Origin of the sequence: Paracoccus panacisoli (assembly GCF_042435015.1) — a bacterium.
Classification (GTDB): Bacteria; Pseudomonadota; Alphaproteobacteria; order Rhodobacterales; family Rhodobacteraceae; genus Paracoccus; species Paracoccus panacisoli.
Map to the genome: position 1 here is coordinate 32,295 of NZ_JBHMQU010000017.1, position 26,309 is coordinate 58,603.

The following is a 26,309-nucleotide window of genomic DNA, read 5'->3' on the forward strand; positions in this document are numbered from 1 at the left end:
AGCAGCCGCCGCGCCAGCGCGTCGAGGTCGGCGACCCGCGCCCGGCCGCGCCAGAACACCGGCCGCGCGGCCCCCTCGTCGCGGTCATAGACGTCGACGAACAGCACCGCCTGCGCGGCCTCGCGCGCGCCGGGCGGGCGGGCGAGCGACACGGCGACGTAAAGCCCGACGTTGACCAGCATCGACCAGAAGAGCGCGTGGGTGATGTTGTCGAGGCCCGTCAGCCCGAACAGCGCCTCGGGCCTGAGCGCCGCCACGCCCAGCGGCCCGCGGTCGAGAAAACCGTCCGGCAGCCAGCCCGACTTGGCGATCGCGGGCAGCATCAGCGTATAGCCCCAGACCGCGAACCCGGCGAGGAGCCCCGCCATCGCCCCCCGCGCGGTGCCGCCCTTCCACCACATGCCCCCGAACAGCGCCGGCGCGAACTGCGCCACCGCGGCGAAGCTGATGAGCCCGATCGAGACCAGCGCATAGACATCGCCCGCGACGCGGAAATAGACGTAGCCGAGCAGCAGCAGCCCGACGATCGACACCCGCCGGATGGCGAGCAGCAGCCGCGTCACGTCGCCGCCCGCGCGCCCCCCGACAAGGCCGGCCCTGAGCAGCGCGGGCATCACCAGGTCGTTGCAGACCATGGTCGAGACGGCGACCGTCTCGACGATCAGCATCCCCGTCGCGGCCGACATACCCCCGAGGCCCGCAAGCAGCGCCAGCCCCACCGCGCCCTGCGACAGCGGCAGCGCAATCACGAAGGTCTCGGCATCCGCGCCGGGGCCGAGGATCAGCATCCCGCCGATGGCGAGCGGCAGCACGAACAGGTTGATGGCGAAGAGATAGGCCGCGAACACCCAGGCCGCGCGGGGGATCATGCGCTCGTCGCCGCACTCGACCACCATCATCTGGAACTGCCGCGGCAGCAGCAGCACCGAGAGCATGGCGAGCAGGCTCATGGCGAACCACTGCGGATAGGCAAACCCCTCGCCGCCGCCGAGGCGCATCAGCCGGGCCAGGTCCGGCACCGCGCTCGCCCGTGCCCAGATGTCGGCGGGGCCGTCGAACAGCCCCCACGTGACGTAGATGCCGACGGCCAGGAACGCGCCCAGCTTGACCAGCGACTCGAGCGCGATGGCCGCGACCATCCCCTCGTGCCGCTCGGAGAGGTCGAGGTGGCGGGTGCCGAAGAGGATGGTGAAGAACGCCAGCGCCAGCGTCACCCACAGCGTCCCGTCCTGCCACCAGCCGCCGGCGACCCGATGCTCGCCCAGCAGAAGCTGGTAGGCGGCCGAGACGCCCTTCACCTGCAGCGCGATGTAGGGGACGATGCCGACCACGGTGATCAGCGTGACGGCGGCGGCGAGGCCGGGGCTCTTGCCGTAGCGGCTGGCGATGAAGTCGGCGATCGAGGTGATGCGGTAGCTCTGCGCGATCCGCACCATCTTGCGCAGCACGATCCACGCCAACAGCATCGCGACGGTCGGGCCGAGGTAGATCGGCAGGAACCAGATCCCCCCCGCCGCGGCCCGCCCGACGCTGCCGAAATAGGTCCAGGCGGTGCAGTAGACGCCCCACGAGAGCGCATAGATCCAGGGGCTGGCGATCACCGACCGCCCCGCCGCCGCCCGCCGGTCGGCCAGCGCCGCGACCGCAAACAGCAGCGCGAGATAGCCGAGCGAGACGGCGAGGACGAGGCTACCGGAGATCATCGGCGGGCCTCGGGCGGGTTGGTCGGGGTGTCGGGCGCGGCCGGGGCGGGCGCCTCGGGCATCGTGGAGGCATCCGTGACGCCGGTTCGAGCGCGTGGCGGCGATGGCGCCCGCTCGGTCACCCAGACCAGCGCCGCGATCAGCCCGGCCCAGATCGCGAAGACCGCCACTCCCAGCAGCGGCAGGCCCAGCACGCTCGCCGGGCGATCCCAGACCAGCAGCAGCGGAAAGTTCAGCGCCACCACGGCCAGCGCCGCGAGCGCCACCAGCCGCGCGCTGTCCGGCCCGCCGCCCCCGGATCGTCCGCCGCCAGTTCTTCCGCCCGCGGACCGTCCGCCCGCCGTCCCCGTCCCGCCGCGCCTCATCCCGGCAGCCGGAACTGCTGGCTCACCCAGTCGCGGAAGCCGCGCACGATGGCGAGCGAATCCTTCAGCGCCTGCCGGTCGAGCGTGCCGAGCTCGTCGAGACTGACGAGGTTGCCCGGCGGGCGTCCGGCCGCGATCTGGCGCAGGTTGGTGTCGAGCTTGGCACCCATGAGGAAATGTAGCGCGTCGGTCAGGTCGCGCGCCATCCCCTCGGGCACCCGTCCGGCCGCGACCAGCGCCGCGAGACGCTCGGTCGTGGCCAGCGCCGGCACGCGGTATTTCAGCGAGAGCGCCCGCACGCCCTGCACGATCGGGAACAGGCCCAGCTTTTTGAGGTCGATCTCGGCGCTGGCCCGGCCGCGCACGCCTGGCAGCCGCGACCACCAGCTGCGGTCCTCGGAGAAGCTGTTCACGGCGGCCGCGAAGCGCGCCAGATAGGCGTCCGAGTCCGTCATCAGCGCCACCAGCGCCGCCTTGGCCTCCTCCAGCAGCCGCGCGTCGCCCGCGACCGCCAGCGCGTCCATGAAGATGGCGAGGTTCATCGGCCCCTCGCCCATCCCCTCGGTCGGCTCGTCATAGATCCAGCGCCCGAAGGTCTGGCGGAAGCCGGTGACGGTCTGCCGCCAGAGCGGCTGGCTGGCCATGATCCCGCCCGGACAGGGCGGATAGCCGAAGCTGACGAGGGCGGCGGTGAAGGCCTCGGTCGCCGCCGCGGCCTCGGCCGGGTCGGCGTCGTCGGCGAGGATCAGGCCGTTGTCCTGATCGGTGCGGATGATCTGCTCGCCCCGCCCCTCGCTGCCCATGACGATCAGGCAGGACCGGGCGCGCAGCGTCTCGGGCGCGACGAGTTCCCACAGCCGGCGGAAGACGGCGCGGTTCAGCTCGCCCACCAGCCCGGCGATGACCTCGACCCGGACGCCGTCTGAGGCGAGCACCCGGATCAGCGGCTCGATCTGGTCGGCGGCCCGGCGCAGCGCCGCGACGTCGGTGGCGTCGGCGGCCTGCATGGCAATCAGATGCGAGTGGTTGGCGACGAAGCTCATCAGGTCGAGCTGGCTCAGCACCCCCGCGATGCCGCCGTCCGTCCCGCGCACCACGACGCGGTGGACGCGGTGGCGCAGCATCAGGATCATCGCGGTGAATAGGTCGTCGTCGATGGCGACCTCGACGGTCGGGAAGCTCGCGACCTCGGCCACGCGCAGGCTGGCGGGCGCGCGGTCCATCAGCACCACGTCGCGCAGGTTGGTGGTGGTAAAGACGCCCAGCCGGTCGCCGTCGCGCACCAGCGCCTCGCTCGCGTCCTGGGCGGCCATCTGCTGGCAGAGCGACAGCACGTCGGTGTCGCCCGGCACGATCAGGGGCTGGCGCAGATACGCCTCGCCCACGCGCGAGGCCATGAGCGACAGCGTCTCGCGCCGCCCGTGGTCGCTACCGGCGGCGGTGAGGCCGGGCTGGTCCGGCGCGCCGCCCGCGCCAGCCAAGGTGGAAGCGGCCGGACCCGAGGGTCCGGCCGCCGCCGTCTCCGGCGCCGAAGGGGCGCGCGGCGTGCTCAATGCGACGAGGCCGTCGAGGCGCCGATCCCGGTCTCGGACCGGACCTCCTGCGCCAGGTAGCCGGCCTTGTCGATCGCGGCGCGGCGGCTCTTGTCGGTGACCGAGAAGAACCAGATCCCGAGGAACGCGAGCGTCATCGAGAAGAGCGCGGGCGAGGTATAGGGGAACAGCGCCGAGCCCTTGGGATTGCCCAGCGTCGCTTCCCACACCGAGGGCGAGACGACGGTCAGCGCCACCGACGAGATCAGCCCCATGAAGCCGCCGATGACGGCGCCGCGGGTGGTCATGCCCTTCCAAAGGATCGACAGGAACAGCACCGGGAAGTTCGCGGACGCCGCGATGGCGAAGGCGAGCGACACCATGAAGGCGATGTTCTGCTTCTCGAACGCGATCCCGAGGATCACCGCCACGATGCCGAGGCAGATGGTGGTGATGCGCGAGACACGCAGTTCGGCAGCGCTGTCGGCATGGCCCTTCTTCACGACGCTCGAGTAGATGTCATGCGACACCGCCGAGGCGCCCGACAGCGTCAGACCCGCCACCACCGCGAGGATGGTCGCAAACGCCACCGCCGAGATGAAGCCCAGGAAGACGTTGCCGCCGACCGCGTTCGCCAGATGCACGGCCGCCATGTTGTTGCCGCCGATGAGCCCGCGGACGCCGTCCTTGATCTCGATGAAGCTGGGGTTGGTCAGCACGAAGGCGATGGCGCCGAAGCCGATGATGAAGGTCAGCAGGTAGAAGTAGCCGATCCAGATCGTCGCCCACATCACCGACTTCCGGGCTTCCTTGGCCGAGGGGACGGTGAAGAAGCGCATCAGGATGTGCGGCAGGCCGGCGGTCCCGAACATCAGCGCCATGCCGAAGCTGATCGCCGAGATCGGGTCCTTGACGAAGGTGCCCGGGCCCATGATCGCCTGACCGGCCGCGGCGGCCTCCTCGGGCGTGGGCAGGGGCTTGTCGGGGACCGGCGTGGTCGCGGCGAGATCGGTCTTGATCCGCACCGACTCGGCGAACAGCCGCTCGAAGCTGAAGCCGAAGTGCTGCATGACCATGAAGGCCATGAACGAGGCCCCGCCGAGCAGCAGGCAGGCCTTGATGATCTGCACCCAGGTGGTCGCGGTCATGCCGCCGAAGAGCACGTAGACCATCATCAGCGCGCCGACGATGATCACCGCCATCCAGTATTCCAGCCCGAACAGCAGCTTGATGAGCTGCCCCGCGCCGACCATCTGCGCGATCAGGTAGAACGCCACGACGACGAGGGTCGAGATCGCCGCGAACAGCCGCACCGGCGTCTGCTCGAAGCGGAACGAGGCCACGTCGGCGAAGGTGAATTTGCCGAGGTTGCGCAGCTTCTCGGCCATGAGGAAGGTCAGGATCGGCCAGCCGACGAGGAAGCCGATCGAGTAGATCAGCCCGTCGAAGCCGTTGGCCATCACCGCGGCCGAGATGCCGAGGAACGAGGCCGCGGACATGTAGTCCCCGGCGATGGCAAGGCCGTTCTGGAAGCCCGAGATGCCGCCGCCGGCGGTGTAGAAGTCGGCGGCCGACTTGGTGCGGCCGGCGGCCCATTTGGTGATGAACAGCGTCAGAACGACGAACACCCCGAACATGGTGATCGCGGTCCAGTTGGTCGCCTGCTGGACGACCTCGCCCTCGAGCGCGCCTGCGGCCATTACCGCCGAGGGCGCGACGAGCAGCGCGGAAAGGCCGAGAAACCGGCCCGTGGTCATCGGAAACTTCATTTCAGGGCCTCGCGGCGCACGCGCTCGGCCAGCTCGTCATATTCGCTGTTGGCGCGCATGACGTAGATGGCCGTGATCACGATGGTGAACAGGATGACGCCGAACCCGACCGGGATGCCCCAGGTCGTGACCCCGCTGCCGATCCGCTTGGCAAGCAGCGCCTTGTCGAAGGCGATGATGGCGATGAACCCGTAATAGACCACCAGCATGGCGATGGTCAGCGTCCAACCGAAACTCAGCCGCCGAGAACGCAGCTTCTGGTAGTTCGGGTCGGACGCGATGCGTTCGAGCATCGTATCCTGCATTGTCGTTGTCCCTCCTCCGGGAGTTTCCAGCTCGTGCGGCCGGTTGGTTTGGCAGTCCCTTCGGTCCGTCCTCGGTGCCGTCCGTGCGCCCCGCAAGTGCGGCTGTGGCGCGTGGCCCCTCTGCCTCGGGCAGGTCACGGGACGGTGGCCGGGCACCTGCGGCGGGCCGTCCCTGCCCCGCAGGTCCGCCCCTCCGCCGCGTCTGGCGTCGTCCCGTGGCTGCCCCCCGCGTCGGGGCGCCGTGCGGCCCTCCTCCGGCCCGTCCTCTCTCCCGGTCGGGGCGGTCGGCGGGTCACGCCGCCGCGCCGCGGCCGGGTCCTCGAAGGCGGCGGGCAAGCGGCGCGTGCCGCCCGGACCCGCCGCCCCATCCCCTCAGGCGCGATTCATCCGGTTCTCGATCAGCTCGTCCACGACCGACGGATCGGCCAGCGTCGAGGTGTCGCCCAGTGCGCCATAGTCGTTCTCTGCGATCTTGCGCAGGATGCGGCGCATGATCTTGCCCGAGCGGGTCTTCGGCAGCCCGGGCGCCCACTGGATCAGGTCCGGCTTGGCGATCGGCCCGATCTCGGTGCGGACCCACCCCTCCAGCTCCTTGCGCAGCTCGGACGACGGCTCGATCCCGTTCATCAGCGTGACATAGGCGTAGATGCCCTGCCCCTTGAGGTCGTGCGGATAGCCCACGACCGCTGCCTCGGCGACCTTGGGGTGGGCGACGAGCGCCGATTCCACCTCGGCCGTGCCCATCCGGTGGCCCGAGACGTTGATCACGTCATCGACCCGGCCGGTGATCCAGTAATACCCGTCCTCGTCCCGGCGGCAGCCGTCGCCGGTGAAGTAGTAGCCCGGATACTGCTGGAAATACGCTTCTTCGAAGCGCTGGTGGTCGCCCCAGAGGGTGCGCATCTGGCCCGGCCAGCTGTCGGCGATGGCCAGCACCCCCTCGACCCCGTTGCCCTCGATCAGCGCGCCGGAGGCGGCGTCCAGCACCGCCGGCTTGACCCCGAAGAAGGGCAGCGTCGCCGCCCCCGGCTTCGTCTCGATCGCATAGGGGATCGAGGTGATCATGTGGCCGCCGGTCTCGGTCTGCCAGAAGGTGTCGACGATCGGGCAGCGGCCCTTGCCGACGTGCTTGTCGTACCAGACCCACGCCTCGGGGTTGATCGGCTCGCCGACCGAGCCGAGGATGCGCAGGCTCGACAGGTCGTGCTTCTCGACCCACTCGGGCCCCTGGCCCATGAGGCTGCGGATCGCGGTCGGCGCGGTGTAGAACTGGGTGACCTTGTGCTTGGCGCAGACCTCCCAGAAGCGGCCGGCGTCGGGGTAGGTCGGCACCCCCTCGAACATCAGCGTGGTCGCCCCGTTCGAGAGCGGGCCGTAGACGATGTAGCTGTGGCCGGTGACCCAGCCCACGTCGGCGGTGCACCAGAACACGTCGCCGTCCTGATAGTCGAAGGTGTACTGATGCGTCATCGACGCATAGGTCAGGTAGCCCCCGGTGGTGTGCACCACCCCCTTCGGCCGCCCGGTCGAGCCGGAGGTGTAGAGGATGAACAGCGGGTCCTCGGCCCCCATCGGGCGCGGCGGGCACTCGGGGCTCGCGTGCTCCATCAGGTATTTCACGTCGACGTCGCGGCCGTCGACCCAGGTGGTCTGGTCGCCGGTGTGCTTGACGACGAGGCAGCGCACCCGGTCCGAGCAATGCAGCAGCGCCGCATCGGTGTTGGACTTGAGCGCGGTGCGCCGGCCACCGCGCGGGGCGGTGTCGGCGGTGATCACCAGCTTGGCGCCGCAGTCGTTGATGCGGTTGGCCAGCGCGTCGGGCGAGAAGCCGGCGAAGACGATGGAATGGATGGCGCCGATCCGGGCGCAGGCCAACATCGCATAGGCCGCCTCGGGGATCATCGGCAGGTAGATCACCACCCGGTCGCCGCGCATCACGCCCTGGCTCAGCAGGACGTTGGCCATCCGCTGCACCTTCTCCGACAGCTCGGCATAGGTGATGTGCTGCGCGGGCTGGGCCGGGTCGTCCGGCTCGAAGATGATCGCGGTCTGCCGGGCACGCTGCGGCAGGTGCCGGTCCACGCAGTTCACGCAGGCGTTGAGCACCCCGTCCTCGAACCACTTGATCGAGACGTTGCCCAGCGTGAAATCGGTGTTCTTGACCTTGGTGTAGGGCTCGATCCAGTCCAGCCGCTTGCCCTCGCGGCCCCAGAAACCGTCCGGGTCGCTGATCGACTCGGCATAGCGCGCCCTGTAGTCCTCGGGCGTGACATGGGCCTTGGTAAAGCCCTCGGGGATGGGGTGCTTGGCAATGGCGTCAGACATGAATCCTCCCAGTGACTTCCGTAACGCGTCGTCGCGAGTCCGACCCGCGCGCTCCTCCCGCGGGCGCCGTTCACGCAGAGTTGCGGGACCGGCTGGGCTGACCGTAGAAGATCGCCGGAAGCTTGTCATATGCAAATATTGCAAACAGTTCGGGGGCCTCTGCGTGACCTGTAAACCTCAGCCGACCCCGGTGCGGCGGTGACCGAGGGGCCCGCACCCCGCCCCGATCCGCACCGCGCGGCGGACGCCGAGGCGCGCGCCGCGGCCCGGGCGCTGCTCGGGTCCGCCCGCGATGCGGTGCTGGCCGTGCTCGACGCGGAGGGCTGGCCGATGACGTCGCGGATCGCGCTGCAGACCGATGCGGCAGGCACGCCGCTCGCGCTGCTCTCGGGGCTGGCGCTGCACAGCGCGGCGTTGTCCCGCGACCCCCGCGCGGCGCTGCTGCTGACCGACGACGCGCCGGCCAAGGGCAGCGCCCTCACCCGCCCGCGCCTCTCGCTGCAGGTCGAGGCGGCGCTGGTGCCCCCCGCCGACGAGGCCGCGCTGCGCACCCTCTGGCGCGCCCGCGACCCCAAGGCGGCGGTCTATCTCGGCCTGCCCGACTTCCGCTTCTGGCGGTTCACGCCCCGCGCCGGCCTACTCAACGCGGGCTTCGGCGCGGCCTTCCGGCTCACCGCCGCCGACCTCGCCGCGCCCACCGCGGACTGAGAAAGGGCGCCCGCGGATCGCTCCGCGGACGCCCCGTGTCAGGGTTGGACCTAGGGCCCTATTCGGGCGTGTCCATCCGCACCCGCAGGCTCACCGTGCCCTTGACCGGCGCCGAGAAGTCCAGCGCCACCTGGTTCCGCCCCGACCCTTGCGCGAGCTGCACCGAGGGCAGGTCGTTGTTGCGCCCCCCCGACGCGTCGGTGATCGTGCCCTCGGGCACCACCGCCTCGACCTTGAGCGACTGCCCGTTGAAGGGCAGCGCCGCGTCCGTCCCCACGAGCCAGCGGCTCGCCGCGGTGTGCTGGGTGTGGGTGACGTAAAGCGGGTTCGTCGTCGGGGTGCGGATGCCGTAGAAGGTGTTCCCCTCGAACCGCACCCCCTGCATCTTGTCCATCCGCAGGTTCGCGTCGCTCGTGTCCACCCGCTCGACCCGGTCGATGTTGGCGTAAAGCGACTTGAACACGTTGCCCATCACCGTCAGCCCCGACAGCGTGTGCCCGGAGCCGTAGGGCTTGATCACGATCCACGAGAAGTTCGAGACGGTGTTCGAGCACAGGAACGTGTTGCCGGTGATCGTCAGCCCGCCGAAGGACGCCTGCGGGGTCAGCGCGTTCGGGGTCGGGTGGTGCTCGTTGGTCCACTCGATGCTGGCGTTGTCGATGTAGTTGCCGGTCACCGTCACCTGCGCGACCCGGCCCGTGAGCACCAGCCCCGCGACCCGCACCCCGGTCGAGCCGTCGCCCTGGAACCAGTGGTTGCCGGTGATCAGGTGCCCTGTCCCCGAGGCCACGCAGAAATGCCCGAAGCGGACGAAGCGGTTGTCGCGGATCTTGGTGTCGTTGGCGTTGATGTTCAGCGCGATGCTGGTGCGGTTGCCGGCCGGCAGGTCGAGGTCGTCGGACATGAACTCGCAGCGGTCGATCAGCATCCCCTGGCACGCCTCGCCGATCGAGGTGATGCAGCGGTCCTGCGGCCGGGTGAAGAAGCAGTCGCGGAACGACCAGAGCCCCCCCGAGGGCGGCAGCATCACCCCGTTGGCGTTCCCCTCGAGCCCGAACTCGACGTTCATGAAGTAGAAGCGGTCCACCTGCGGGATGGTCGAGAAATCGAACGCATAGCGCCGCCGGATGAAGGTGTAGTTGCGCGTCCCCGCCCCGCCGAACAGAGGGTTCGACAGCGTGATCGTCCCGTCCGACAGGTTGCGGGCGGTGACGTAGACCTCGCGCCCGACGCCGGGGCCGGTCACCCGCGATCCGACCTCGATCGCCGACAGCTGGCCCACGTTCTTCAGCCTGTAGCCGTCGTTCGGGTCATAGGTCGCGGCCGCCGTCACCGTGCGGCTGTTCCACGCCGGGCCGGGAACGATGGCGATCTGCCCGTTCGCCACCACGCGGCGGCTCGAGAACGCCGTGACCCCGGGGGCGAGGTCGCCGATCACCAGCGGCTCGGTCAGGTCCACCTTGCGCCCGCAGAGGTCGAGGATGTTGTGGTCGCAATAGTCCAGCAGCGCCTGCAGCGCCTTCTTCATGCCCTCGGTCTCGTCGCCGAAGGCGTCGGCATAGCTCGGGAAATCGAAGTTGCGCCTGAGCGACAGCCGCGCCGTCCGCGGCATCCGCAGCGTGCCGACGAAGCGCACCGGCTCGTTCATCGTCAGGTCGCCGTTGATGCGGTAGGTGCCGGCCGGGACCAGCACCTGGCCCCCCGCCGCCGCCGCATCAGCGCGCAGGAAGGCCGCGCGGTCGTCGGCCACCCCGTCGCCCACCGCGCCATAATCGCGCACGTCCACCCAGTCGATCATCGCCGGCACGAACTCGGCGGTGACATCCTCGATCCGCAGGTTCTCGATCCGCACCGCGCCGCCGTTCGGCCCGATCAGGTCCAGCCCGAGATGGCCGATGGTCGCCGTCGGCCCCCAGCTCATGTCCACGCCCTGCCGGGTCGCCGTGGCGATGATGGCCGAGACCTCGACCACACGCCCGTAGCCGGGCAGGCTCACCGCGTCGCTCGATTGCGGGACGCCCGAGACGACCACCCGCTGCGCCGTCCCCGGCCAGCCCGCGACCCGCACCTGCGGCAGGTTCCCGGCGATGCCCTTGACCCGCGCCGAGACGCGGAGGAACGTGCCGGGGATGATCGGCGTCTCGCCCATATAGCGGATGCGGGTGACGGTCTCGAGCTTCTGGATCTCGAGGCAGGGCCCGAAGTCCTGATCCGCCGGCACGATGGCCGCGTTCGTGGCCCCCGACCAGGTGAGGTCGTTCGCCACGCCATTGGCGCGCGACCAGTTGTAGAGCCCGGCCGAGAAGCCCGGCGGCATCAGTTGTAGTCCGGCGGTGACGGCGATGTTCATGGGCGTCCTCCTGACGTGGCGAGGACGAAAGCGCCCCGCGATCAGGCCGGACCCTGCCGGGCCGCGGTTGACGCGCGGTTAACCCGCCGCCCGCCGCAACACCGTCCCGCGCAACGGCAGGGGCGAAATCGGCCCCCGCCCGTCAGTTCAGAAAAGCCCGCGAGTCAGCCCGCGGTCAGCTCGCCCGCCAGCGCCCGCGCGATCAGCGCCTGCGTCTCGGCCACGCCGTAGAGGGCGATGAACCCGCCGAAGCGCGGCCCCTGATCGGCGCCGAGCAGCACCTGATAGAGCGCCGCGAACCAGTCCTTCATCGGCTCGAACCCGTGGTCGCGGCCGACGGCATAGACCATCTCCTGCAGCTTCTCCGCGTCGGCGGGGGCGTCCCACGCCGCCAGCCGCTGGGCGAGGTCGGCCAGCGCCCCCGCCTCGCGCGCGTCCGGCGCCCGGAACACCCGCGCCGGCGCCACGAAGTCGTTGAAATAGCGGACTGCAAAGCCCGCCGCCTCGTCCATCTGCGGGTTGGTCTCGGGCGAGGCCTCGGGCGCGTAGCGGCGGATGAAGCCCCAGAGCCCGTCCTTGTCCTTGGCCCCCGCCACCGAGGCGAGGTTCAGAAGCATCCCGAACGGCACCACCATGTCCGAGGCGGGCACCTCGCCGCCGTGGATGTGCCACACCGGATTGGCGAGCTGCTGCTCGGGCGTCTGCCCCGGATAGGCACGCAGCTGCTGGTGGTATTCGTCCACCGCCTTGGGGATGACGTCGAAGTGCATCCGCTTCGCGGTCTTGGGCTTCTGGTACATGAAGTAGGACAGGCTCTCGGTGGCCGCATAGGTCAGCCACTCGTCGATCGACAGCCCGTTGCCCTTGGATTTGCTGATCTTCTGGCCCTTGTCGTCGAGGAACAGCTCATAGGTGAAATGCTCGGGCGCACGGCCCCCCAGCACCTCGCAGATGCCGTCATAGATCGGCGTGTTGGTCGAGTGGTCCTTGCCGTACATCTCGAAATCGACGTCGAGCGCGGCCCAGCGGGCGCCGAAGTCCGGCTTCCACTGCAGCTTCACCTGACCGCCGATGACCGGCAGGGTCCACTCGCGCCCGGTCTCGTCGTCGAAGGTAATCTCGCCACGCGCCGCATCGACGTGCTTGATCGGGACGTAGAGGACGCGCCCCGTCTCGGGGTGGATCGGCAGGAAGCAGGAATAGGTCTGCTGCCGTTCTTCGCGCAGCGACGCCAACATGATCTCCATGATCGCGTCATAGCGCTCGGCCGCGAGCCGCAGGGTCGGGTCGAACTGCCCGGATTTATAGAAGTCCGTGGCGCTGATGAACTCGTAGGCGAAGCCGAAGGTGTCGAGGAACCGCCGCAGCATGGCGTTGTTGTGGTCGCCGAAGCTCGGATATTCGCCGAACGGATCGGGCACCGAGGTCAGCGGCTTCTGCAGATGCTCGCGCAGCATCTCGGTCTGCGGGACGTTGTCGGGGACCTTGCGCATCCCGTCCATGTCGTCGGAAAAACAGAACAGCCGCGTGGGGATATCCGAGATCATCTCGAAGGCGCGGCGGATCATTGTGGTCCGCGCGACCTCGCCGAAGGTGCCGATATGGGGCAGGCCCGAGGGGCCATAGCCCGTCTCGAACAGCACGTAACCCTTTTCGGGATCGCGCTTTTCATAGCGTTTCAGCACCCGGCGGGCCTCTTCGAAAGGCCAGGCCTTGGAATTCATCGCCGCATCGCGCAGGGTGGTCATCGTCCGTCTCCGTCTCGTCGGCCCCTGCCGTAGCCGCGGGGTCGGCCCGCGTCAATCTGTCCAGCCCCGCTTGCATCCGAGAGGAAGCCCATGACCACCGACCTGCCCTCGTTCTCGCCCTGCGACGCGCTCGTTGCGGTGATGGTGGCGGTGTCGGCCTCGGACCAGAACCTGCGCACCGCGGAACTCGTGGCGATCGAGCGGATCGTGAACCACACCCCAGTCTTCGCGGACTACGATATCGACCGGATTCGCGCGGTTTCCCAGACGGTTATCACGCTTTTCGAGGAAGAGGACGGGCTTGACGCGCTGTTCGGGCTGATCGGCTCGGCGCTGCCGGGACGGCTGTTCGAGACCGCCTATGTGCTGGCCTGCGACGTGGCCTCGGCGGACGGGCGGCTGACCGAGGACGAGCTGCGGATGCTGGGCGAGATCCGCGAGGTGCTCGAGCTCGACCGGCTCCACGCCGCGGCGATCGAGCTGGCGGCGAAGGCGCGCCATCGGCGGCTCTAAGGGCGTTGCGCGAGGGCGGCGCGCAACGTTCGACAACGGGTGAGGAACCGCCCGCGACCCGTTGACCAATAACGAAAAACCCTGATGCACAGACGATGCACCGTTCCTGCATCGTTCGGGCGATGTTCATGCACAGTTCATGCGAACGCCCGGGCGCACCCCGCGTCAGATCTCGGGCGGCAGCGGCCCCGCCGGCTCGGCCCCGGCGCACGCCGCGGCCACGACGTCACGTTGCAGCCGCTTGGCGCGCGCGGTCCAGCCGAGCACGCCATCGGGCAGTTCCTGCCCCTCGGTCGCGGCGCGGCGGGGCAGGTCCGCGACCATCACCGCAAAGGCGCGCTCGGCCCCGTCCGGCCCCCGCGCGTAGCCGGCGAGGTTCGAGACGAAGTTCAGCGTCCCGGTCTTGGCCTCGACCAGCGGGCGCCCGGGCGCCCCGTCGCCGCCCCCCTCGCGCCCCAGCGCCTCGGCCAGCGGATCGCGGTTGAGAAGCGGGCGCAGCCGCGCGGCGCTGTCGGGCCGGGCGAGCAGCGCCACCAGCGCCGCGGGGCTGATCCGGCTGCCGGCGCCGAGGCCCGAGTGATCCTCGAACACTATCCCGCCCGCGTCCGCCATCGCCTCCGGCAGCGCACGCATCGCCCAGTCGCCCATCGCTTGGGCCGAAGCCCTGAGGTCCGGCGCGCCGCTCGCCGCCAGCCCCACCACCTCGGCGGTGAGGTTGGTCGAGAACTCGAGCATCCCGCGCAGGATCGCCGCCAGCGGGCGGCTGTCGCGGCGGGCGATCTCGGCCGCATCCGCCGGCAGCGCGCCCAGCATCTCGGGCGCGGGCAGCGGCAGGCCGGCGGCGCGGGCCAGCGTCTGGAACACGTCGCCCGCGTAAAGCCCCGGCCGCCGCACCGGCAGCCAGCGGCTGCCCGAGGCGCCGAGTGCGGTGCGCGGCACCTCCCACCGCTCGGCCGGGGTGCCGTCTTCGGCCGCGACCCGCCACGCGCCGCCGCCGGGCCGGGTCGCGGCGGTGATGCCGTAGGCGCGCGGCGCTGCGCGCGCGGCGCGCGCGGTGAGCGAGAGGGTGCAGGCGCTCTCGCACCGCCAGCCGAGGTGCACGCGGTTGAAGTTGAGAATGATCCCTGAGACGGCGGGGTTATAGGCGAGCTGCGCCGCCTGCCCCGGCGCGATCTCGGCCAGCCGCGGCAGCGCCCCCTCCCACACCGCGAAGCGGGCCGGGCGCCAGTCGCCCACGGCCCGCGCCGTGTCGGCCGCCAGCGTGGCCAGCGCGTCGCTGTCGAGTTCCGGGTCGCCCCCGCCCGCGAGGATCAGCGTGTCGCCCGCCCGCAGGATGCGGGTGGCGAAGCGGTGCCCCTCGCCCAGCCGGTCGAGCGCATAGAGCGCCGTCACGGTCTTGAGCGTCGAGGCCGGCGGCAGCGCCAGCTGCGGATCATGGGCCAGCACCTGCGCCCCGGTCCCCAGATCGACGGCCAGCGCGCCGAGCCGCGCCGCGGCCGCCCGCGCCTGCGCCAGCAGCGCCTTGGGCCCAGGCGCGGGGCGGGGCCTGGGCCGCCGCGCGACGGGCACCAGCGCCTCGGCCATCGCAGGCCCGCCCAGCCCCGCGGCGACGAACGGCACCAGCCCGGCGGCCAGAACGGCGCGCCGCGAGATCGACGGATGGGGCATGGCGGTCCTCGTGGCCTGCGGGTCGGGTGCGGCCGGGGATAGCGGAAAGCGGCGGCGGGGGAAACGCGCCGACCGACTTGAGCGGCCATGACATTCTCTCGCTCAGGCGGACAGCCGCCCGGACGCGCAGCAGGCTGGACCGGCCTCTCCGCACCCCCTTCCCCGCGCGCAAGGATCGGCTAGGGTCGGCGCCATGCACGATCTGACCGGCCTCTCACCTCGCCAGCTGCTCGCCGGATATGCCCACGGCATCTTTCCGATGGCGCAGTCTGCGGATGATCCGCGGCTCTCGTGGTACGACCCGCCGCGGCGCGGGGTGCTGCCGGTGGGCGGAGTGCACGCCTCGCGCTCGCTTCGGCGCAGCCTCAGGCGTCACGACTGGCGGGCCGAGGTGACCGCCGAGTTCGAAGCCATTGTTGACCGCTGCGCCGACCGTGACGAGACCTGGATCAACGCCGCGCTGCATGCGCTCTACAACCAGCTGCATCAGATGGGTCACGCCCATGCACTCGCCGTTCACTGCGACGGGCAGCTCGCAGGCGGGCTGTTCGGGGTGACTCTCGGGGCGGCGTTCTTTGGCGAAAGCATGTTCTCGGCCAAGACAGACGGCTCAAAGATGGCGCTGCTCTGGCTCTCGGACCACCTCGAGCGCTGCGGCTACCAGCTCTGCGACACGCAGTACCTGACCCCGCATCTGGCGAGCATGGGCGCAGTCGAGCTGTCCCGCAGCGCCTACCGCGCCCGTCTGGCCGCGGCCCTCGAGTTGCCGGCCGATTTCCGCGCACTGCGCCCGCGCCCGGCAGACGAACTTGCAGCGTCCCTGAGCGGTGAGGGGTGAACTGAGCGCCCCGTCGAACCCGCCCTCCGCGCGGCAGAGAAAGCTGGATCCCGAAGCGGCGCGGGGTGAAGAGAAAGAAACGCCCGCCCCTCAGCCCCCGGCGCCGTCCGCGGGCGGGGGCGTCTCGCCCTCGCCGCCCTCACCTTCGCCGCCCTCGCCCTCGCCGCCCGTCCCCTCGATCGGCGGCGCGCCTTCGCCGTCCGGCCCGGCGCCCTCGCCGCCCTCGGGCACGGCGGTGTCGGGCACATAGGTCAGCTCGGGCCGCGCCAGCCCCGTGCCGTCGTTGCAGCTCACCACCCAGACGTCATAGCGCGCATCGTCCAGCGCCGAGAGCGCCGGGGACGAGGCGATCATCCACCCCGTGAACAGCGCCTTGCGGCTGGTCGTGTCAGTGACCGTGAGCTGGGCAAAGGCGTCCGATTCGGGGTCCGCCTCGGGATAGCGGCACTCGCCGAGCCGCACCTCGAGCCGGCCGAACTTCACCGCCTCGCCCACGTTCAGCGGCAGGTCGGTGCTCTGCCCCGACACCTTGTCGAGCCCCCTGAGCAGCGCCCCCTGCCCGCGCGCGACCTTGCCCTCGATGACCGGGGCCACGCTCTCGGCGCGGGTGCCGGGGGCGATGTCGGTGCTCGCGCGCGATTGCGCCAGCGCCGGGCCGGCGGCCAGGGCCGCCGCGCCGAGGATCAGCGCCGTCCTCACGGCTGAACCCCGCCGATCGGCGTCGCACCCGGCCGGGCACCGCCCGCTGCGTCGCCCTCACCCGAGCCTGACTGCGAATCCACGAACTTCATCATCAGCGCGAGCAGGCTGACCGCGCCCTGCACGTCCTCGATCTCGTCGCCGGGCTTCAGCATCTCCTCGGCCCCGCCGGGGCGCAGCTCGATGTAGGAGCCGCCGAGCAGCCCGTCCGACTGGATCAGCGCCGCGCTGTCGGTGGGCAGCGCGATCGTCTCGGGCACCCGCAGCTCGGCCTCGGCATAGTAGGTCTCGGGGTTCAGCGTCACCGCCGCAACGCGCCCCACGCGCACGCCGGCCAGACGCACCTCGGTGCCCCGCTCGACCCCGTCCACGTTGGGAAACGCCGCCCGCAGCGGATAGCTGCCGCCGCCGGTCCCGCCGAGGCCCCCGGTCGACCAGATCACGAACCCCGCCGCCACCGCGAGCACCGCGGCGCCGACGAGCGTCTCGGCGCGTTCGGCTGCCGCGCTCATCTATTCCGGCTGCCAGGCGTCATAGTCGCGCCGCTGCGCGGGCTCGGCGCGCACCAGCGACCCCGCCGGGCGATACGCCCCGGGCAGCCCGGTCTGGTTGGCGCGGTGCGGCTGCTCCCACGCCTTGCGGGGCAGCGGCGCCTCGGTCGGCGGCTGGTCGAAGGTGAAATGCAGCCAGCCGTGCCACTCGGGCGGCACCCGGCTCGCCTCGGCTTCGCCGTTGTAGATCACCCAGCGCCGCTTGCCGCCCTGGGTCTGGTAATAGACGTTGCCCTGCGCATCCTCGCCGACGCGCAGCCCGTGCCGCGCGGTCCAGAGCTGCGTGCCCAGCGTCTGGCCGTTCCACCAGGTCAGCAGCCGATCGACGATCCACATTGCGGCGCCCTCTCTCGAAAATCCGCCCCCCGTATCGCCGATCCCCGCGCCGGGGTCCAGCATCCTGTCGCGTCCTGACGGCAGAGTGACGGCCGGGCGCCGCCCCCCCTTGCCCCCCGCCCGCGCGCCGGGTCTGTTGGCCCCGCACAGGCTGGGGGGAGAGGCTGCCATGACCGAGGTTCTGATCGCCGGCGGCGCCGTCATGGGCGCCTCAGTGGCCTTCTGGCTCACCCGGCTCGACCCCGGCCTCAGCGTCACCGTCATCGAGCCCGACCCGGGCTATGCCACCGCCTCGACCGCGCTCTCGGCGGCCGGCATCCGGTCGCAGTTCACCAACCCGGTGAACGTCGAGATCTCGCGCTTCGGGATCGAGTTCATCCGCGACTTCGCCCGCCACACCGGCCCCGCCGGCGGCGTCCCCGACCTGGGCCTGCGCGAGAACGGCTATCTCTTCCTGGCCGGGACCGAAACCGGCGCCCTGCAGCTGGAAAACCTCGCCGCCATGCAGCGCTCGCTTGGTGCCGCGACCGAGGTGCTGGACCCCGCCGCCCTGCGCGCCCGGTTTCCGTGGCTGGAGACCGACGGCGTGTCGGCCGGCAGCTTCGGCCCCCGCGACGAGGGGTTCTTCGACAACATGGGCCTGCTGTCGGGCATGAAGAACGCCGCCCGCGCCGCCGGCGCGCGCTGGCTGACCGACCGCGTCGCGGCGCTGGAGCGGGACGGCGACCGCATCACCGCCGCGATCCTCGCGCAAGGCGGCCGCCGCCCCGCCGACATCTTCGTGAACTGCGCCGGCCCCCGCTGCGCCGAGATGCTGCGCACCGTGGGCCTGAACCTGCCGGTCGAGCCGCGCAAGCGCACCATCTTCGTCGTCGACGCCCCCGCCGCCCGCCACCCCGAGGCGCCGCTGATCGTCGACCCCTCGGGCATCTGGATGCGCCCCGAGCACGGCCAGTGGCTCGCCGCCACCGTCCCCGCCACCGACGGCCCCTGCGATCCCGCCGATTTCGTGCCGCAGTCCGAGCTGTGGGAGGACCACGTCTGGCCCCTGCTCTACCAACGCTGCGCCGGCTTCGAGGCTGCCAAGGTGGTGCGCGAATGGGCCGGGCATTACGCCTTCAACACGCTGGACCAGAATGCGATTCTGGGCCGGAACCCGCAGGCCCCGAACCTCTTTCACGCCAACGGGTTTTCCGGGCACGGGCTGCAACAGGCCCCCGCGGTGGGGCGCGGCGTGGCCGAACAGATCGTCCACGGCGACTGGGTCACGCTGGACCTGTCGGAGCTGGGGGTGCAGCGGGTGCTGGACGGGCAGCCATTTGCGGAGGCGGCGATTGTGTGAGGGTTGACCGGATCCATAATTCGAGTATTCACGAATTATGGAAAAGATCGACCCCGCCGAACGATTCGCCGCCCTCGGCCACCCGGCCCGACTGGCGGTGCTTCGCCTGCTCGTGCAGGCCGGGCCGCAGGGGCTTCCGGCCGGCGACATCGCCGCCCGGCTCGACGCCCGCAACAACACCCTCTCGGCCTATCTCGCCGCGCTCAGCCGCGTCGGGCTGATCGGCTCCGAGCGGCAGGGGCGCTCGATCCGCTACTTCGCGGACATGGCCGGATTGCGCGGCCTCGTCGCCTATCTGCTCGAGGATTGCTGCGGCGGGGACGTTGCCGCCTGCGCCCCGGTCCTCGACCGCATCCTCCACCCCAATCCCGTGAGTGACACCATGACCGACACCATGACCGACAAACGCTGGAACGTCCTCTTTCTCTGCACCGGCAACTCGGCCCGGTCGCTGATCGCCGAGGCGATCCTGACACAGCTCGGCGCGGACCGCTTCCGCGCCTACTCAGCCGGCTCGCAACCCACGGGCGCGCCGCACCCGATGACCCTCGATCTGCTCGCCCGACACGGCCATGACCTGTCGGCGGTGCGGTCGAAAAGCTGGGACGAGTTCGCCACCGAGGACGCGCCGCAGATGGATTTCGTCTTCACCGTCTGCGACAGCGCGGCGGCCGAGCCCTGCCCGATCTGGCCGGGCCAGCCGATGACGGCGCATTGGGGCCTGCCCGATCCCGCCGCGGCGGCGGGGTCCGAGGCCGAGCGGGCGCTCGCCTTCGCGCAGACCTACGGCGCGCTCGCCAACCGGCTCGGCGCCTTCGTCAACCTGCCCATCGCGTCTCTCAACCGGCTGGCGCTCAAGCGCCAGCTCGACGCCATCGGCACCGCCGACGCGCCCAGCCCCGCGGTGACCGCGTGAGCACCCTGCCCGCCGCACCCGCCCGCGCCACCGCCCCGCTCGCGCCCGCCCCGCTCGGGGGGTTCGAGCGCTATCTGACCGTCTGGATCGCGCTGGCCATGCTGGCAGGCATCGCACTCGGCACCGCCGCGCCGGGGATCGTGCGTGCCATCGCCGCGGCCGAGGTCGCGGGCATCAACCTCGTGGTGGCCGCGCTGATCTGGGTCATGGTCTACCCGATGATGATCGCCGTGGACCTCAGCGCCATCCGCGGCGCCTTCCGCCAGCCGCGCGGGCTGGTCATCACGCTGGCCGTCAACTGGGCGATCAAGCCCTTCACCATGGCGTTCCTTGCCGTCGTCTTCTTCGACCATGTGTTCGCGCCCTGGATTTCACCTGCGGACGCGCAGCAATACGTCGCCGGGCTGGTTTTGCTGGGCGCGGCCCCCTGCACCGCGATGGTCTTCGTGTGGAGCCAGCTCGTCCGCGGCGACCCCGCCTATACGTTGGTGCAGGTGTCGGTGAACGACCTCGTGATGGTGGTGCTGTTCGCGCCCATCGTCGCGCTGCTGCTCGGCGTGACCGAGATCGACGTGCCGTGGTCGGTGCTGGTGATGTCCACGGTGCTGTTCATCGTGCTGCCGCTTGTTGCCGGGGTTCTGACGCGCCGCCGCCTCGGCACGCCCGAGCGCGTCGCGTCGTTCGTCGGGCGCATCAAGCCGTGGTCGGTGATCGGGCTGATCGCCACGGTGGTGATCCTCTTCGCCCTGCAGGGCCGCGTGCTGGTCGAGCGCCCGCTGGTGATCGCCATGATCGCCGTCCCGATCCTGCTGCAAAGCTACGGCATCTTCGCCGTGGGCTACGCGGCCGCGTGGCTGGCCCGCGTGCCGTTCCGCATCGCCGCCCCCTGCGCGCTGATCGGCACCTCGAACTTCTTCGAACTCGCCGTCGCCGTGGCGATCAGCATCTTCGGCCTGAACTCGGGTGCCGCGCTCGCCACGGTGGTGGGGGTGCTGGTCGAGGTGCCCGTGATGCTGACCCTCGTCGCCTTCGCGAACCGCACCCGCGCCGCCTTTCCCGCCGAGCCGGGCCGGGCCTAGCCCGCGTCCTGCCTGCGCGCCGCGCCGGGGACGCCCCTGCGCCTGCCCACGCCCTGACAGGTCTGGCAGCCTTTCCCGAGAGGCACCGGCCCCGCACGGCCCGTCCCCGCGCAGCCTCTCCCCGCACGGACCCACCCCCGCGCGCTCGCGGCCCGGCACGCCGCCGGGCTTCCATCACGACGCACCGCGTGGCATCACCGCCCCAAAACCAGCGGAGCGCCATGCCCTTCACCATCGCCATAGACGGCCCCGCGGCCTCCGGCAAAGGCACCCTCGCACGGGCCCTGGCCGAGCGCTTCGGCTTTGCCCATCTCGACACGGGCCTGCTCTACCGCGCCGTCGGCGCCCGCGGCGGCGATCCCGTCGCGGCGGCCCAAAGCCTCACCCCCGAGGACCTGGCCCGCCCCGACCTCCGCTCGGCCGAGGCCGGGCTCGCCGCGAGCCGTGTCGCCGCCCTCCCCGAGGTGCGCGCCGCGCTCACCGACTTCCAGCGCCGCTTCGCGCGGGTCGAGCCCGGCGCGGTGCTCGACGGGCGCGACATCGGGACGGTGATCTGCCCCGATGCGGCGGTGAAGCTCTATGTCGTGGCCGACGACGCCACCCGCGCCGCGCGCCGCGCCGCCGAGCTGGGCGCCGACCCCGCCGAGATGCTGGCCCAGATTCGCGACCGCGACGCCCGCGACGCCGCCCGCCACACCGCGCCGATGCGCGCCGCCCCGGACGCCGTGGTGCTCGACACCACACGGATGACGATCGACGAGGCCGTCGCCGCCGCCGTCGCCCTCGTGACGTCGCGGCTCGGCGCCTGAGCGCTTCCCGGTCGGGCCGGATCGTTCATACGGTTGATGCACGGCGTTCGCATGAACTTTGCATGAACATCGCATGAACGATGCACGAACCGTGACCGGGGGTGGCGGCCCTCAACCCATCAGCCGGGACTTCACCACCGCCCCCGCGGCGGCAAAGTCCATCTGCCCGGCGTGCCGCTCACGCAGGCTCGCCATGACCCGCCCCATGTCGCGCACCCCGGTCGCGCCGAGGTCGGCGATCACCGCGTCGATGGCCGCCGCAACCTCGGCCTGATCGAGCTGCCGCGGCAGGAATTCCTGAATGACGGCAATCTCTTGCGTCTCGCGCTCGGCGAGTTCCAGCCGCCCGCCCTCCTCATAGGCGCGGGCCGATTCCTGGCGCTGCTTGACCATCTTCGAGAGCAGCGCGACCACGTCCGCCTCGTCCAGCCCGGTCTGCCCCGGCTCGCCCCGGACCGCGATCTCGCGGTCCTTCAGCGCGGCCCCGATCAGCCGCAGCGTGGACAGCCGCAGCTGGTCGCGGCTGCGCATCGCATCCTTCGTCGCCTCTTGAATCCGCGTCCGAATTTCCATGTTTTCCTCGCTTTTCCGGCCTCACCCTCCCTTGTCCCGATCGCCGCCGCGGGGTCAACCCGGCTTGACCCCGGCCCCCGCTTCCCCTAGCAGTCGTCCGATTTTCCAGAGGGTGACGATGGGACAGAAACCGACCGCGTGTCTGGCGCTCGCCGACGGGACGATCTTCTACGGCCAGGGCTTCGGCGCTACCGGCGAGGTCGTGGCCGAGCTAGTCTTCAACACCGCGATGACGGGGTATCAGGAGATCATGACCGATCCCTCCTATGCCGCCCAGGTCGTCACCTTCACCTTCCCCCACATCGGCAACACCGGCATCACCCCCGAGGATGACGAGGCCCCCGACCCCGTCGCGTCCGGCATCGTCGTCAAGTGGGACCCGACCGAGCCCTCGAACTGGCGCGCGACGAGCGACCTCGCCGACTGGATGGCGCGGCGCGGCCGGATCGGTATCGGCGGCGTCGACACCCGCCGGCTGACCCGCGCGATCCGCCAGCAGGGCGCGCCGCACGTGGTGCTGGCGCATGACCCGGCGGGGAACTTCGACATCGCGGCGCTGGTGGCGCGGGCCCGCGCCTGGCCGGGGCTCGTCGGCATGGACCTCGCGCGCGAGGTCTCGTGCGCGCAGTCCTACCGCTGGGACGAGGGGCTGTGGCAGTGGGGTCAGGGCTTTGCCCCGATCGAGGATCAGCGGCCGTTCCGGGTCGTCGCCGTCGACTATGGCGCCAAGCGCAACATCCTGCGCTCGCTGGCCGGCAGCGGCGCCGAGGTCACGGTCCTGCCCGCGACCGCCACGGCGGACGAGATCCTCGCCCATGACCCCGAGGGGGTGTTCCTCTCGAACGGCCCCGGCGATCCGGCGGCCACGGGCGAATACGCCGTGCCGATGATCCAGGACCTGCTGGACCGCGACCTGCCGATCTTCGGCATCTGCCTCGGCCACCAGATGCTGGCGCTCGCGCTCGGCGCGAAGACGGTCAAGATGGGCCACGGCCACCATGGCGCGAACCACCCGGTGCGCGATGTCGAGACCGGCAAGGTCGAGATCACCTCGATGAATCATGGCTTTGCGGTGGACGCCCAGACCCTGCCCGAGGGCGTGATCGAGACCCACGTGAGCCTCTTCGACGGCTCGAACTGCGGGCTGCGGGTGGCGGATCGGCCGGTATTCTCGGTGCAGTATCACCCCGAGGCAAGCCCCGGCCCGCAGGACAGCGCCTATCTGTTCGAGCGGTTCGCCGAGGCGATGGCCGCGCGCCGCCGCTGATGAGCCGCGACGCGCCGCGGGCGTTAACCACGGCTTAAGTCTTTCGCGCCATCTAGATCGGGCAACCGCCGCGCGAGGTGCCCGATGAACGTCACACCGATTCGCCGCCCCGTCCCCGTCCCGGACGAGGCCCCGGCGCCGGGGGTCGTTCCGTTCCGCCCGCGCGCCGCCCGCGCCGGCGACCGCCCTGCCCCCGTGCCGGACGGCCGCGATCCGCGAGCGCTCGGGCAGATCCTCATCGACGACGGCGCGGTCGAGCCCGGCAACCTGCTCAAGGCGCTGGTCATGCAGCGCCGCGAATCGGCGCGGCTGGGCGAGGTGCTGCTGGCGCATGGCTGGGTCACCGATGTGGCGCTCGCCCGGGCGCTCTCGCGCCAGTGGCGGACGACGGTGATCGACCTCGTGGCGCTGCCGCCCGACGCAAGGCTGATCGACCAGGCGGGGCCCGAGTGGTGCCTGTCGCAGGCGGTGGTGCCGTGGCGCCGCACCGGCGGGGTGACTTTCGTCGCGACCGCCCGCCCCGAGGCGTTCGCGGCGCACCGGCCGCGGCTCGAGGCGCGGTTCGGCCCCGTCCGGATGCTGCTTTGCGCCGAGTCCGAGGCCACGCAGGCGCTGGTGTCGCTGCGCCGCACCGCGCTGATCCGCGAGGCCGAGTGCTGCGTCGCACCCGAACTGAGCTGCCGGACCCGCAACGAGGCGCGGCTGGGGGCGCTGCTGCTCGCCCTGATGGCCGGCCTCGCGGCCGGGCTGTGGCTGGCGCCGACGGCGGTGCTGGTGGTGGTCAGCGGCCTCGCCATCCTGACGCTGGGCGCGACCACGATCCTCAAGGCGCTCGCGTTCCGCGCCACGCTGCGCGGCGAGGCCGCGGCACCACCACGCCCGGATGCCGAGATGGAGGCGCGGCTGCCCGTCATCTCGGTCATGGTGCCGATGTTCCGCGAGGCCGACATCGCCGACCGGCTCGTGGCGCGGCTGTCGCGGCTCAGCTATCCGCGCGAGCTGACCGACATCCTGCTGGTCGTGGAAGAGACCGACCACGTCACCCGCGCCGCGCTGTCGGGCGTGCGGCTTCCAGCCTGGATGCGGGTGGTCACCGTGCCCGACGGCCCGATCCGCACCAAGCCGCGGGCGCTGAACTATGCGCTGAACTTCTGCCGCGGCAGCATCATCGGGGTCTGGGACGCCGAGGACCGGCCCGAGCCCGACCAGCTGCATCGCGTGGCCCGGCACCTGCACTTCGCCGCCCCCGAGGTCGCCTGCGTGCAAGGCGCGCTCGACTTCTACAACCCGCGCACCAACTGGCTCGCCAGGTGCTTCACGCTGGAATATTCGTCATGGTTCCGCGGCGTGCTGCCGGGAATGGCGCGGATGGGGCTGGTGGTGCCGCTGGGCGGGACCACCTTCTTCATCCGCCGCACAGCGCTCGACCACGCTGGCGGCTGGGACGGCTGGAACGTCACCGAGGACGCCGATCTGGGCGTGCGCCTGGCCCGGCTCGGCTACCGGACCGAGATCGTCGCCACCACAACCCACGAAGAGGCGAACTGCCGCGCCGTGCCGTGGGTCAAGCAGCGCTCGCGCTGGCTCAAGGGATTCGCGATGACCTGGGGGGTGCACATGCGGGCGCCCCGCCGGCTGTGGCGTGAGATCGGGCCGATGCGGATGTTGGGCTTTCACCTGCAGATGTTCGCCACCGTCCAGCAGTTCCTGCTCGCCCCCGTGCTGTGGAGCTTCTGGCTGCTCACCCTCGGGTTCGGCCACCCGCTGTCGCCGATGGCCGGCGGCTGGCTCGGCACGGCGGTGATTGGGCTCTTCCTCGTCTCGGAGGCGCTGAACGCGGTCGTCGCCGCCTGGTCGGTGCGCCGCACCCATCCCGGCCTCATGCTCTGGGCGCCGAGCCTCTACGCCTATTTCCCGCTCGCCTGCCTCGCGGCGTGGAAGGCCGCGTATGAGATCGTGGTGAAGCCCTTCTACTGGGACAAGACCACCCACGGGGTGTTCGATCACAGCGCTGACGTGATGGCGTCGGCAGATGCTGCGGTGCCCGAAAGCGCGCTGATCCCGGTGGCAGCCGAGGGTGGCGGATGCGCCGCAGCGGCCGGCGCGCCGGTGGCCGTCCCTGTGCACGGGAGCATCGGCTAGGGGCTTGCGACGTGTTGGCGGCGGCGGGCTACCCGTTTGGTCCGGTTGCCTGAGCCCCAGTGACAGAAGTTTCCCTGAGCCTCTGCGTCAGAAGAACGAGCCCTGCGGGTCGCTGTCCGGATCCTCGTCCTTCGGGCGGCGCCGCGCCCGAGGGCGGGGCGGTTGCTTCGCAGCTGTCTCGGTTTGAGGCTCAGACGGGGGCTGCGGGGCAGGATCGGTGACGAGCGGTTCGGCTGGAGCGCCTGACCTTGTGTTGGTCGTGGTTCCATCGTTCGGCGCGCCGTCACCCTCACCCGCTGCCGGACCGCCGCCCGATCCCGGCCGCACCGGACCGCTCGGCGTGACGGGCAAGGCGCCATCGTGGAACTCGAGCGTCAGCGCGGCGGTGCGGACCGCCGCGTCGGCCGACACGACGAGCCCTTGGGGCCCGTGCACGATGACGAAACCGCGCCGCAGCGTCTCGGTATGGCCCAGCGTCTGGCGCAGCCGGTCGAGACGCGCGAGCGCGGCTCGCCGCTCGGCGATGAGCGCCGCTCCGAGACCCGTCAGCCGCCGCTCGAGCGCCGTGTAGCCCGTGCGGTCCGCGGCGACCTTGCGGCGGGCGTCGGCCTGCATCCGCGTCCGGGCGGCGGTCAGGCGCTGTGCCAGGGCGGCCAGCCGCCGCTGCGGATCATCCTGCCGGCGGGCCAGGGCGCGGGGCAGGCGTGCGCTCAGCTCGACGAGGCGCCGCGCCGGCACCTCGGTCCGCCGCGCCAGCGCGGGGGCGAGGCG

The 26,309-nt window shown here is 71.3% G+C and carries 23 protein-coding genes; 9 read left to right on the forward strand and 14 right to left on the reverse strand.

The annotated features are described in order from the left end of the window. The 6 genes from ACFHYO_RS04900 to acs all read right to left on the reverse strand — a co-directional run. Positions 1-1,703 (reverse strand): SLC5/6 family protein (locus tag ACFHYO_RS04900; protein ID WP_512700646.1); only part of this gene is annotated, 1,703 nt, incomplete at its 3' end. Then, positions 1,700-1,969 (reverse strand): hypothetical protein, encoded by a 270-nt coding sequence (locus ACFHYO_RS04905; protein ID WP_394318777.1) that lies wholly within the window; start codon positions 1,967-1,969, stop codon positions 1,700-1,702. The genes ACFHYO_RS04900 and ACFHYO_RS04905, both read right to left, overlap by 4 nt. 95 nt (positions 1,970-2,064) lie before the next feature. Then, positions 2,065-3,549, reverse strand: coding sequence for a DUF294 nucleotidyltransferase-like domain-containing protein (locus ACFHYO_RS04910; RefSeq protein WP_394318778.1), 1,485 nt, complete (start codon positions 3,547-3,549; stop codon positions 2,065-2,067). Between the two features lie 68 nt (positions 3,550-3,617). Then, positions 3,618-5,357, reverse strand: coding sequence for a cation acetate symporter (locus tag ACFHYO_RS04915; protein ID WP_036701976.1), 1,740 nt, complete (start codon positions 5,355-5,357; stop codon positions 3,618-3,620). Between the two features lie 8 nt (positions 5,358-5,365). Next, positions 5,366-5,674 (reverse strand): DUF485 domain-containing protein, encoded by a 309-nt coding sequence (locus ACFHYO_RS04920; RefSeq protein ID WP_036701957.1) that lies wholly within the window; start codon positions 5,672-5,674, stop codon positions 5,366-5,368. Between the two features lie 372 nt (positions 5,675-6,046). Further along, a complete protein-coding gene (gene acs, locus ACFHYO_RS04925; RefSeq protein WP_052174938.1) occupies positions 6,047-7,999 on the reverse strand; it encodes an acetate--CoA ligase in 1,953 nt (650 codons plus the stop codon). Positions 8,000-8,197: 198 nt separating this feature from the next. Here acs and ACFHYO_RS04930 point away from each other — a divergent pair, with 198 nt between their 5' ends. Beyond that, positions 8,198-8,707: a HugZ family pyridoxamine 5'-phosphate oxidase gene (locus ACFHYO_RS04930; protein ID WP_394318781.1), complete on the forward strand. Its 510-nt coding sequence runs from the start codon at positions 8,198-8,200 to the stop codon at positions 8,705-8,707. 58 nt (positions 8,708-8,765) lie between these two features. Here the strand turns inward: ACFHYO_RS04930 and ACFHYO_RS04935 are convergent, their stop codons facing one another. Together ACFHYO_RS04935 and ACFHYO_RS04940 are read right to left on the reverse strand one after the other, a co-directional pair. Further along, positions 8,766-11,057 carry a glycosyl hydrolase family 28-related protein gene (locus ACFHYO_RS04935; RefSeq protein ID WP_394318783.1) on the reverse strand — a complete coding sequence of 764 codons (2,292 nt, stop codon included), beginning with the start codon at positions 11,055-11,057 and terminating at the stop codon, positions 8,766-8,768. Between the two features lie 164 nt (positions 11,058-11,221). After that, positions 11,222-12,805: a lysine--tRNA ligase gene (locus ACFHYO_RS04940; protein WP_394318785.1), complete on the reverse strand. Its 1,584-nt coding sequence runs from the start codon at positions 12,803-12,805 to the stop codon at positions 11,222-11,224. Between the two features lie 90 nt (positions 12,806-12,895). On the opposite strand from ACFHYO_RS04940, the gene ACFHYO_RS04945 reads away from it, so the two are divergent. Then, complete coding sequence (locus ACFHYO_RS04945) at positions 12,896-13,318, forward strand: tellurite resistance TerB family protein (RefSeq protein ID WP_036701964.1); 423 nt, start codon at positions 12,896-12,898, stop codon at positions 13,316-13,318. Positions 13,319-13,483: 165 nt separating this feature from the next. On the opposite strand, the gene ACFHYO_RS04950 is transcribed toward ACFHYO_RS04945, so the two are convergent. Continuing rightward, positions 13,484-14,986, reverse strand: a complete 1,503-nt coding sequence (locus tag ACFHYO_RS04950; RefSeq protein WP_394318787.1) for a D-alanyl-D-alanine carboxypeptidase — start codon at positions 14,984-14,986, stop codon at positions 13,484-13,486. Positions 14,987-15,179: 193 nt separating this feature from the next. On the opposite strand from ACFHYO_RS04950, the gene aat reads away from it, so the two are divergent. Next, on the forward strand, positions 15,180-15,824 hold the full coding sequence (aat, locus tag ACFHYO_RS04955) for a leucyl/phenylalanyl-tRNA--protein transferase (protein ID WP_394318789.1): 645 nt from the start codon (positions 15,180-15,182) through the stop codon (positions 15,822-15,824). A gap of 90 nt (positions 15,825-15,914) precedes the next feature. On the opposite strand, the gene ACFHYO_RS04960 is transcribed toward aat, so the two are convergent. From ACFHYO_RS04960 to ACFHYO_RS04970, 3 genes are read right to left on the reverse strand one after another with little or no spacing between them, the layout of a single operon-like run. After that, complete coding sequence (locus tag ACFHYO_RS04960) at positions 15,915-16,523, reverse strand: DUF2155 domain-containing protein (RefSeq protein ID WP_394318791.1); 609 nt, start codon at positions 16,521-16,523, stop codon at positions 15,915-15,917. Continuing rightward, positions 16,520-17,035: an outer membrane lipid asymmetry maintenance protein MlaD gene (gene mlaD, locus ACFHYO_RS04965; protein WP_394318793.1), complete on the reverse strand. Its 516-nt coding sequence runs from the start codon at positions 17,033-17,035 to the stop codon at positions 16,520-16,522. Before mlaD ends, ACFHYO_RS04960 begins: the two co-directional genes overlap by 4 nt. Beyond that, a complete protein-coding gene (locus tag ACFHYO_RS04970; RefSeq protein WP_036705363.1) occupies positions 17,036-17,410 on the reverse strand; it encodes an NADH:ubiquinone oxidoreductase subunit NDUFA12 in 375 nt (124 codons plus the stop codon). Positions 17,411-17,579: 169 nt separating this feature from the next. On the opposite strand from ACFHYO_RS04970, the gene ACFHYO_RS04975 reads away from it, so the two are divergent. The 4 genes from ACFHYO_RS04975 (at position 17,580) to ACFHYO_RS04990 (ending at position 21,556) form a co-directional block, all read left to right on the forward strand. Beyond that, the gene (locus tag ACFHYO_RS04975; RefSeq protein ID WP_394318795.1) at positions 17,580-18,752 is read left to right on the forward strand and encodes an NAD(P)/FAD-dependent oxidoreductase; all 1,173 of its coding nucleotides are present in this window, start codon (positions 17,580-17,582) and stop codon (positions 18,750-18,752) included. Positions 18,753-18,789: 37 nt separating this feature from the next. Beyond that, entirely contained in the window at positions 18,790-19,668 is an 879-nt protein-coding gene (locus ACFHYO_RS04980) for an arsenate reductase/protein-tyrosine-phosphatase family protein (RefSeq protein WP_394318797.1), read from the forward strand. 98 nt (positions 19,669-19,766) lie between these two features. Next, on the forward strand, positions 19,767-20,747 hold the full coding sequence (gene arsB / locus ACFHYO_RS04985) for an ACR3 family arsenite efflux transporter (protein WP_394318813.1): 981 nt from the start codon (positions 19,767-19,769) through the stop codon (positions 20,745-20,747). A 221-nt stretch (positions 20,748-20,968) separates the two neighbouring features. After that, on the forward strand, positions 20,969-21,556 hold the full coding sequence (locus tag ACFHYO_RS04990; RefSeq protein WP_394318799.1) for a (d)CMP kinase: 588 nt from the start codon (positions 20,969-20,971) through the stop codon (positions 21,554-21,556). 111 nt (positions 21,557-21,667) lie between these two features. Here ACFHYO_RS04990 and ACFHYO_RS04995 read toward each other — a convergent pair whose 3' ends face one another. Continuing rightward, entirely contained in the window at positions 21,668-22,129 is a 462-nt protein-coding gene (locus ACFHYO_RS04995) for a GatB/YqeY domain-containing protein (RefSeq protein ID WP_036704844.1), read from the reverse strand. A 118-nt stretch (positions 22,130-22,247) separates the two neighbouring features. Between ACFHYO_RS04995 and carA the strand changes: the two genes are divergently transcribed. After that, a complete protein-coding gene (gene carA / locus ACFHYO_RS05000) occupies positions 22,248-23,396 on the forward strand; it encodes a glutamine-hydrolyzing carbamoyl-phosphate synthase small subunit (protein ID WP_394318801.1) in 1,149 nt (382 codons plus the stop codon). 84 nt (positions 23,397-23,480) lie between these two features. After that, on the forward strand, positions 23,481-25,538 hold the full coding sequence (locus ACFHYO_RS05005; protein ID WP_394318803.1) for a glycosyltransferase family 2 protein: 2,058 nt from the start codon (positions 23,481-23,483) through the stop codon (positions 25,536-25,538). 87 nt (positions 25,539-25,625) lie between these two features. Here the strand turns inward: ACFHYO_RS05005 and ACFHYO_RS05010 are convergent. Continuing rightward, positions 25,626-26,309: exodeoxyribonuclease VII large subunit (locus ACFHYO_RS05010; protein ID WP_394318805.1), on the reverse strand; the 684-nt coding region annotated here is incomplete at its 5' end.

Coding starts and splice junctions, on each gene's coding strand:
- ACFHYO_RS04915 (WP_036701976.1), bottom strand. CDS start 5,357: ATGACCACGGGCCGGTTTCTCGGCCTTTCCGCGCTGCTCGTCGCGCCC.
- ACFHYO_RS04920 (WP_036701957.1), bottom strand. CDS start 5,674: ATGCAGGATACGATGCTCGAACGCATCGCGTCCGACCCGAACTACCAG.
- acs (WP_052174938.1), bottom strand. CDS start 7,999: ATGTCTGACGCCATTGCCAAGCACCCCATCCCCGAGGGCTTTACCAAG.
- ACFHYO_RS04935 (WP_394318783.1), bottom strand. CDS start 11,057: ATGAACATCGCCGTCACCGCCGGACTACAACTGATGCCGCCGGGCTTC.
- ACFHYO_RS04940 (WP_394318785.1), bottom strand. CDS start 12,805: ATGACCACCCTGCGCGATGCGGCGATGAATTCCAAGGCCTGGCCTTTC.
- ACFHYO_RS04945 (WP_036701964.1), top strand. CDS start 12,896: ATGACCACCGACCTGCCCTCGTTCTCGCCCTGCGACGCGCTCGTTGCG.
- ACFHYO_RS04950 (WP_394318787.1), bottom strand. CDS start 14,986: ATGCCCCATCCGTCGATCTCGCGGCGCGCCGTTCTGGCCGCCGGGCTG.
- aat (WP_394318789.1), top strand. CDS start 15,180: ATGCACGATCTGACCGGCCTCTCACCTCGCCAGCTGCTCGCCGGATAT.
- mlaD (WP_394318793.1), bottom strand. CDS start 17,035: ATGAGCGCGGCAGCCGAACGCGCCGAGACGCTCGTCGGCGCCGCGGTG.
- ACFHYO_RS04970 (WP_036705363.1), bottom strand. CDS start 17,410: ATGTGGATCGTCGATCGGCTGCTGACCTGGTGGAACGGCCAGACGCTG.
- ACFHYO_RS04975 (WP_394318795.1), top strand. CDS start 17,580: ATGACCGAGGTTCTGATCGCCGGCGGCGCCGTCATGGGCGCCTCAGTG.
- ACFHYO_RS04980 (WP_394318797.1), top strand. CDS start 18,790: ATGGAAAAGATCGACCCCGCCGAACGATTCGCCGCCCTCGGCCACCCG.
- arsB (WP_394318813.1), top strand. CDS start 19,767: ATGCTGGCAGGCATCGCACTCGGCACCGCCGCGCCGGGGATCGTGCGT.
- ACFHYO_RS04990 (WP_394318799.1), top strand. CDS start 20,969: ATGCCCTTCACCATCGCCATAGACGGCCCCGCGGCCTCCGGCAAAGGC.
- ACFHYO_RS04995 (WP_036704844.1), bottom strand. CDS start 22,129: ATGGAAATTCGGACGCGGATTCAAGAGGCGACGAAGGATGCGATGCGC.
- carA (WP_394318801.1), top strand. CDS start 22,248: ATGGGACAGAAACCGACCGCGTGTCTGGCGCTCGCCGACGGGACGATC.
- ACFHYO_RS05005 (WP_394318803.1), top strand. CDS start 23,481: ATGAACGTCACACCGATTCGCCGCCCCGTCCCCGTCCCGGACGAGGCC.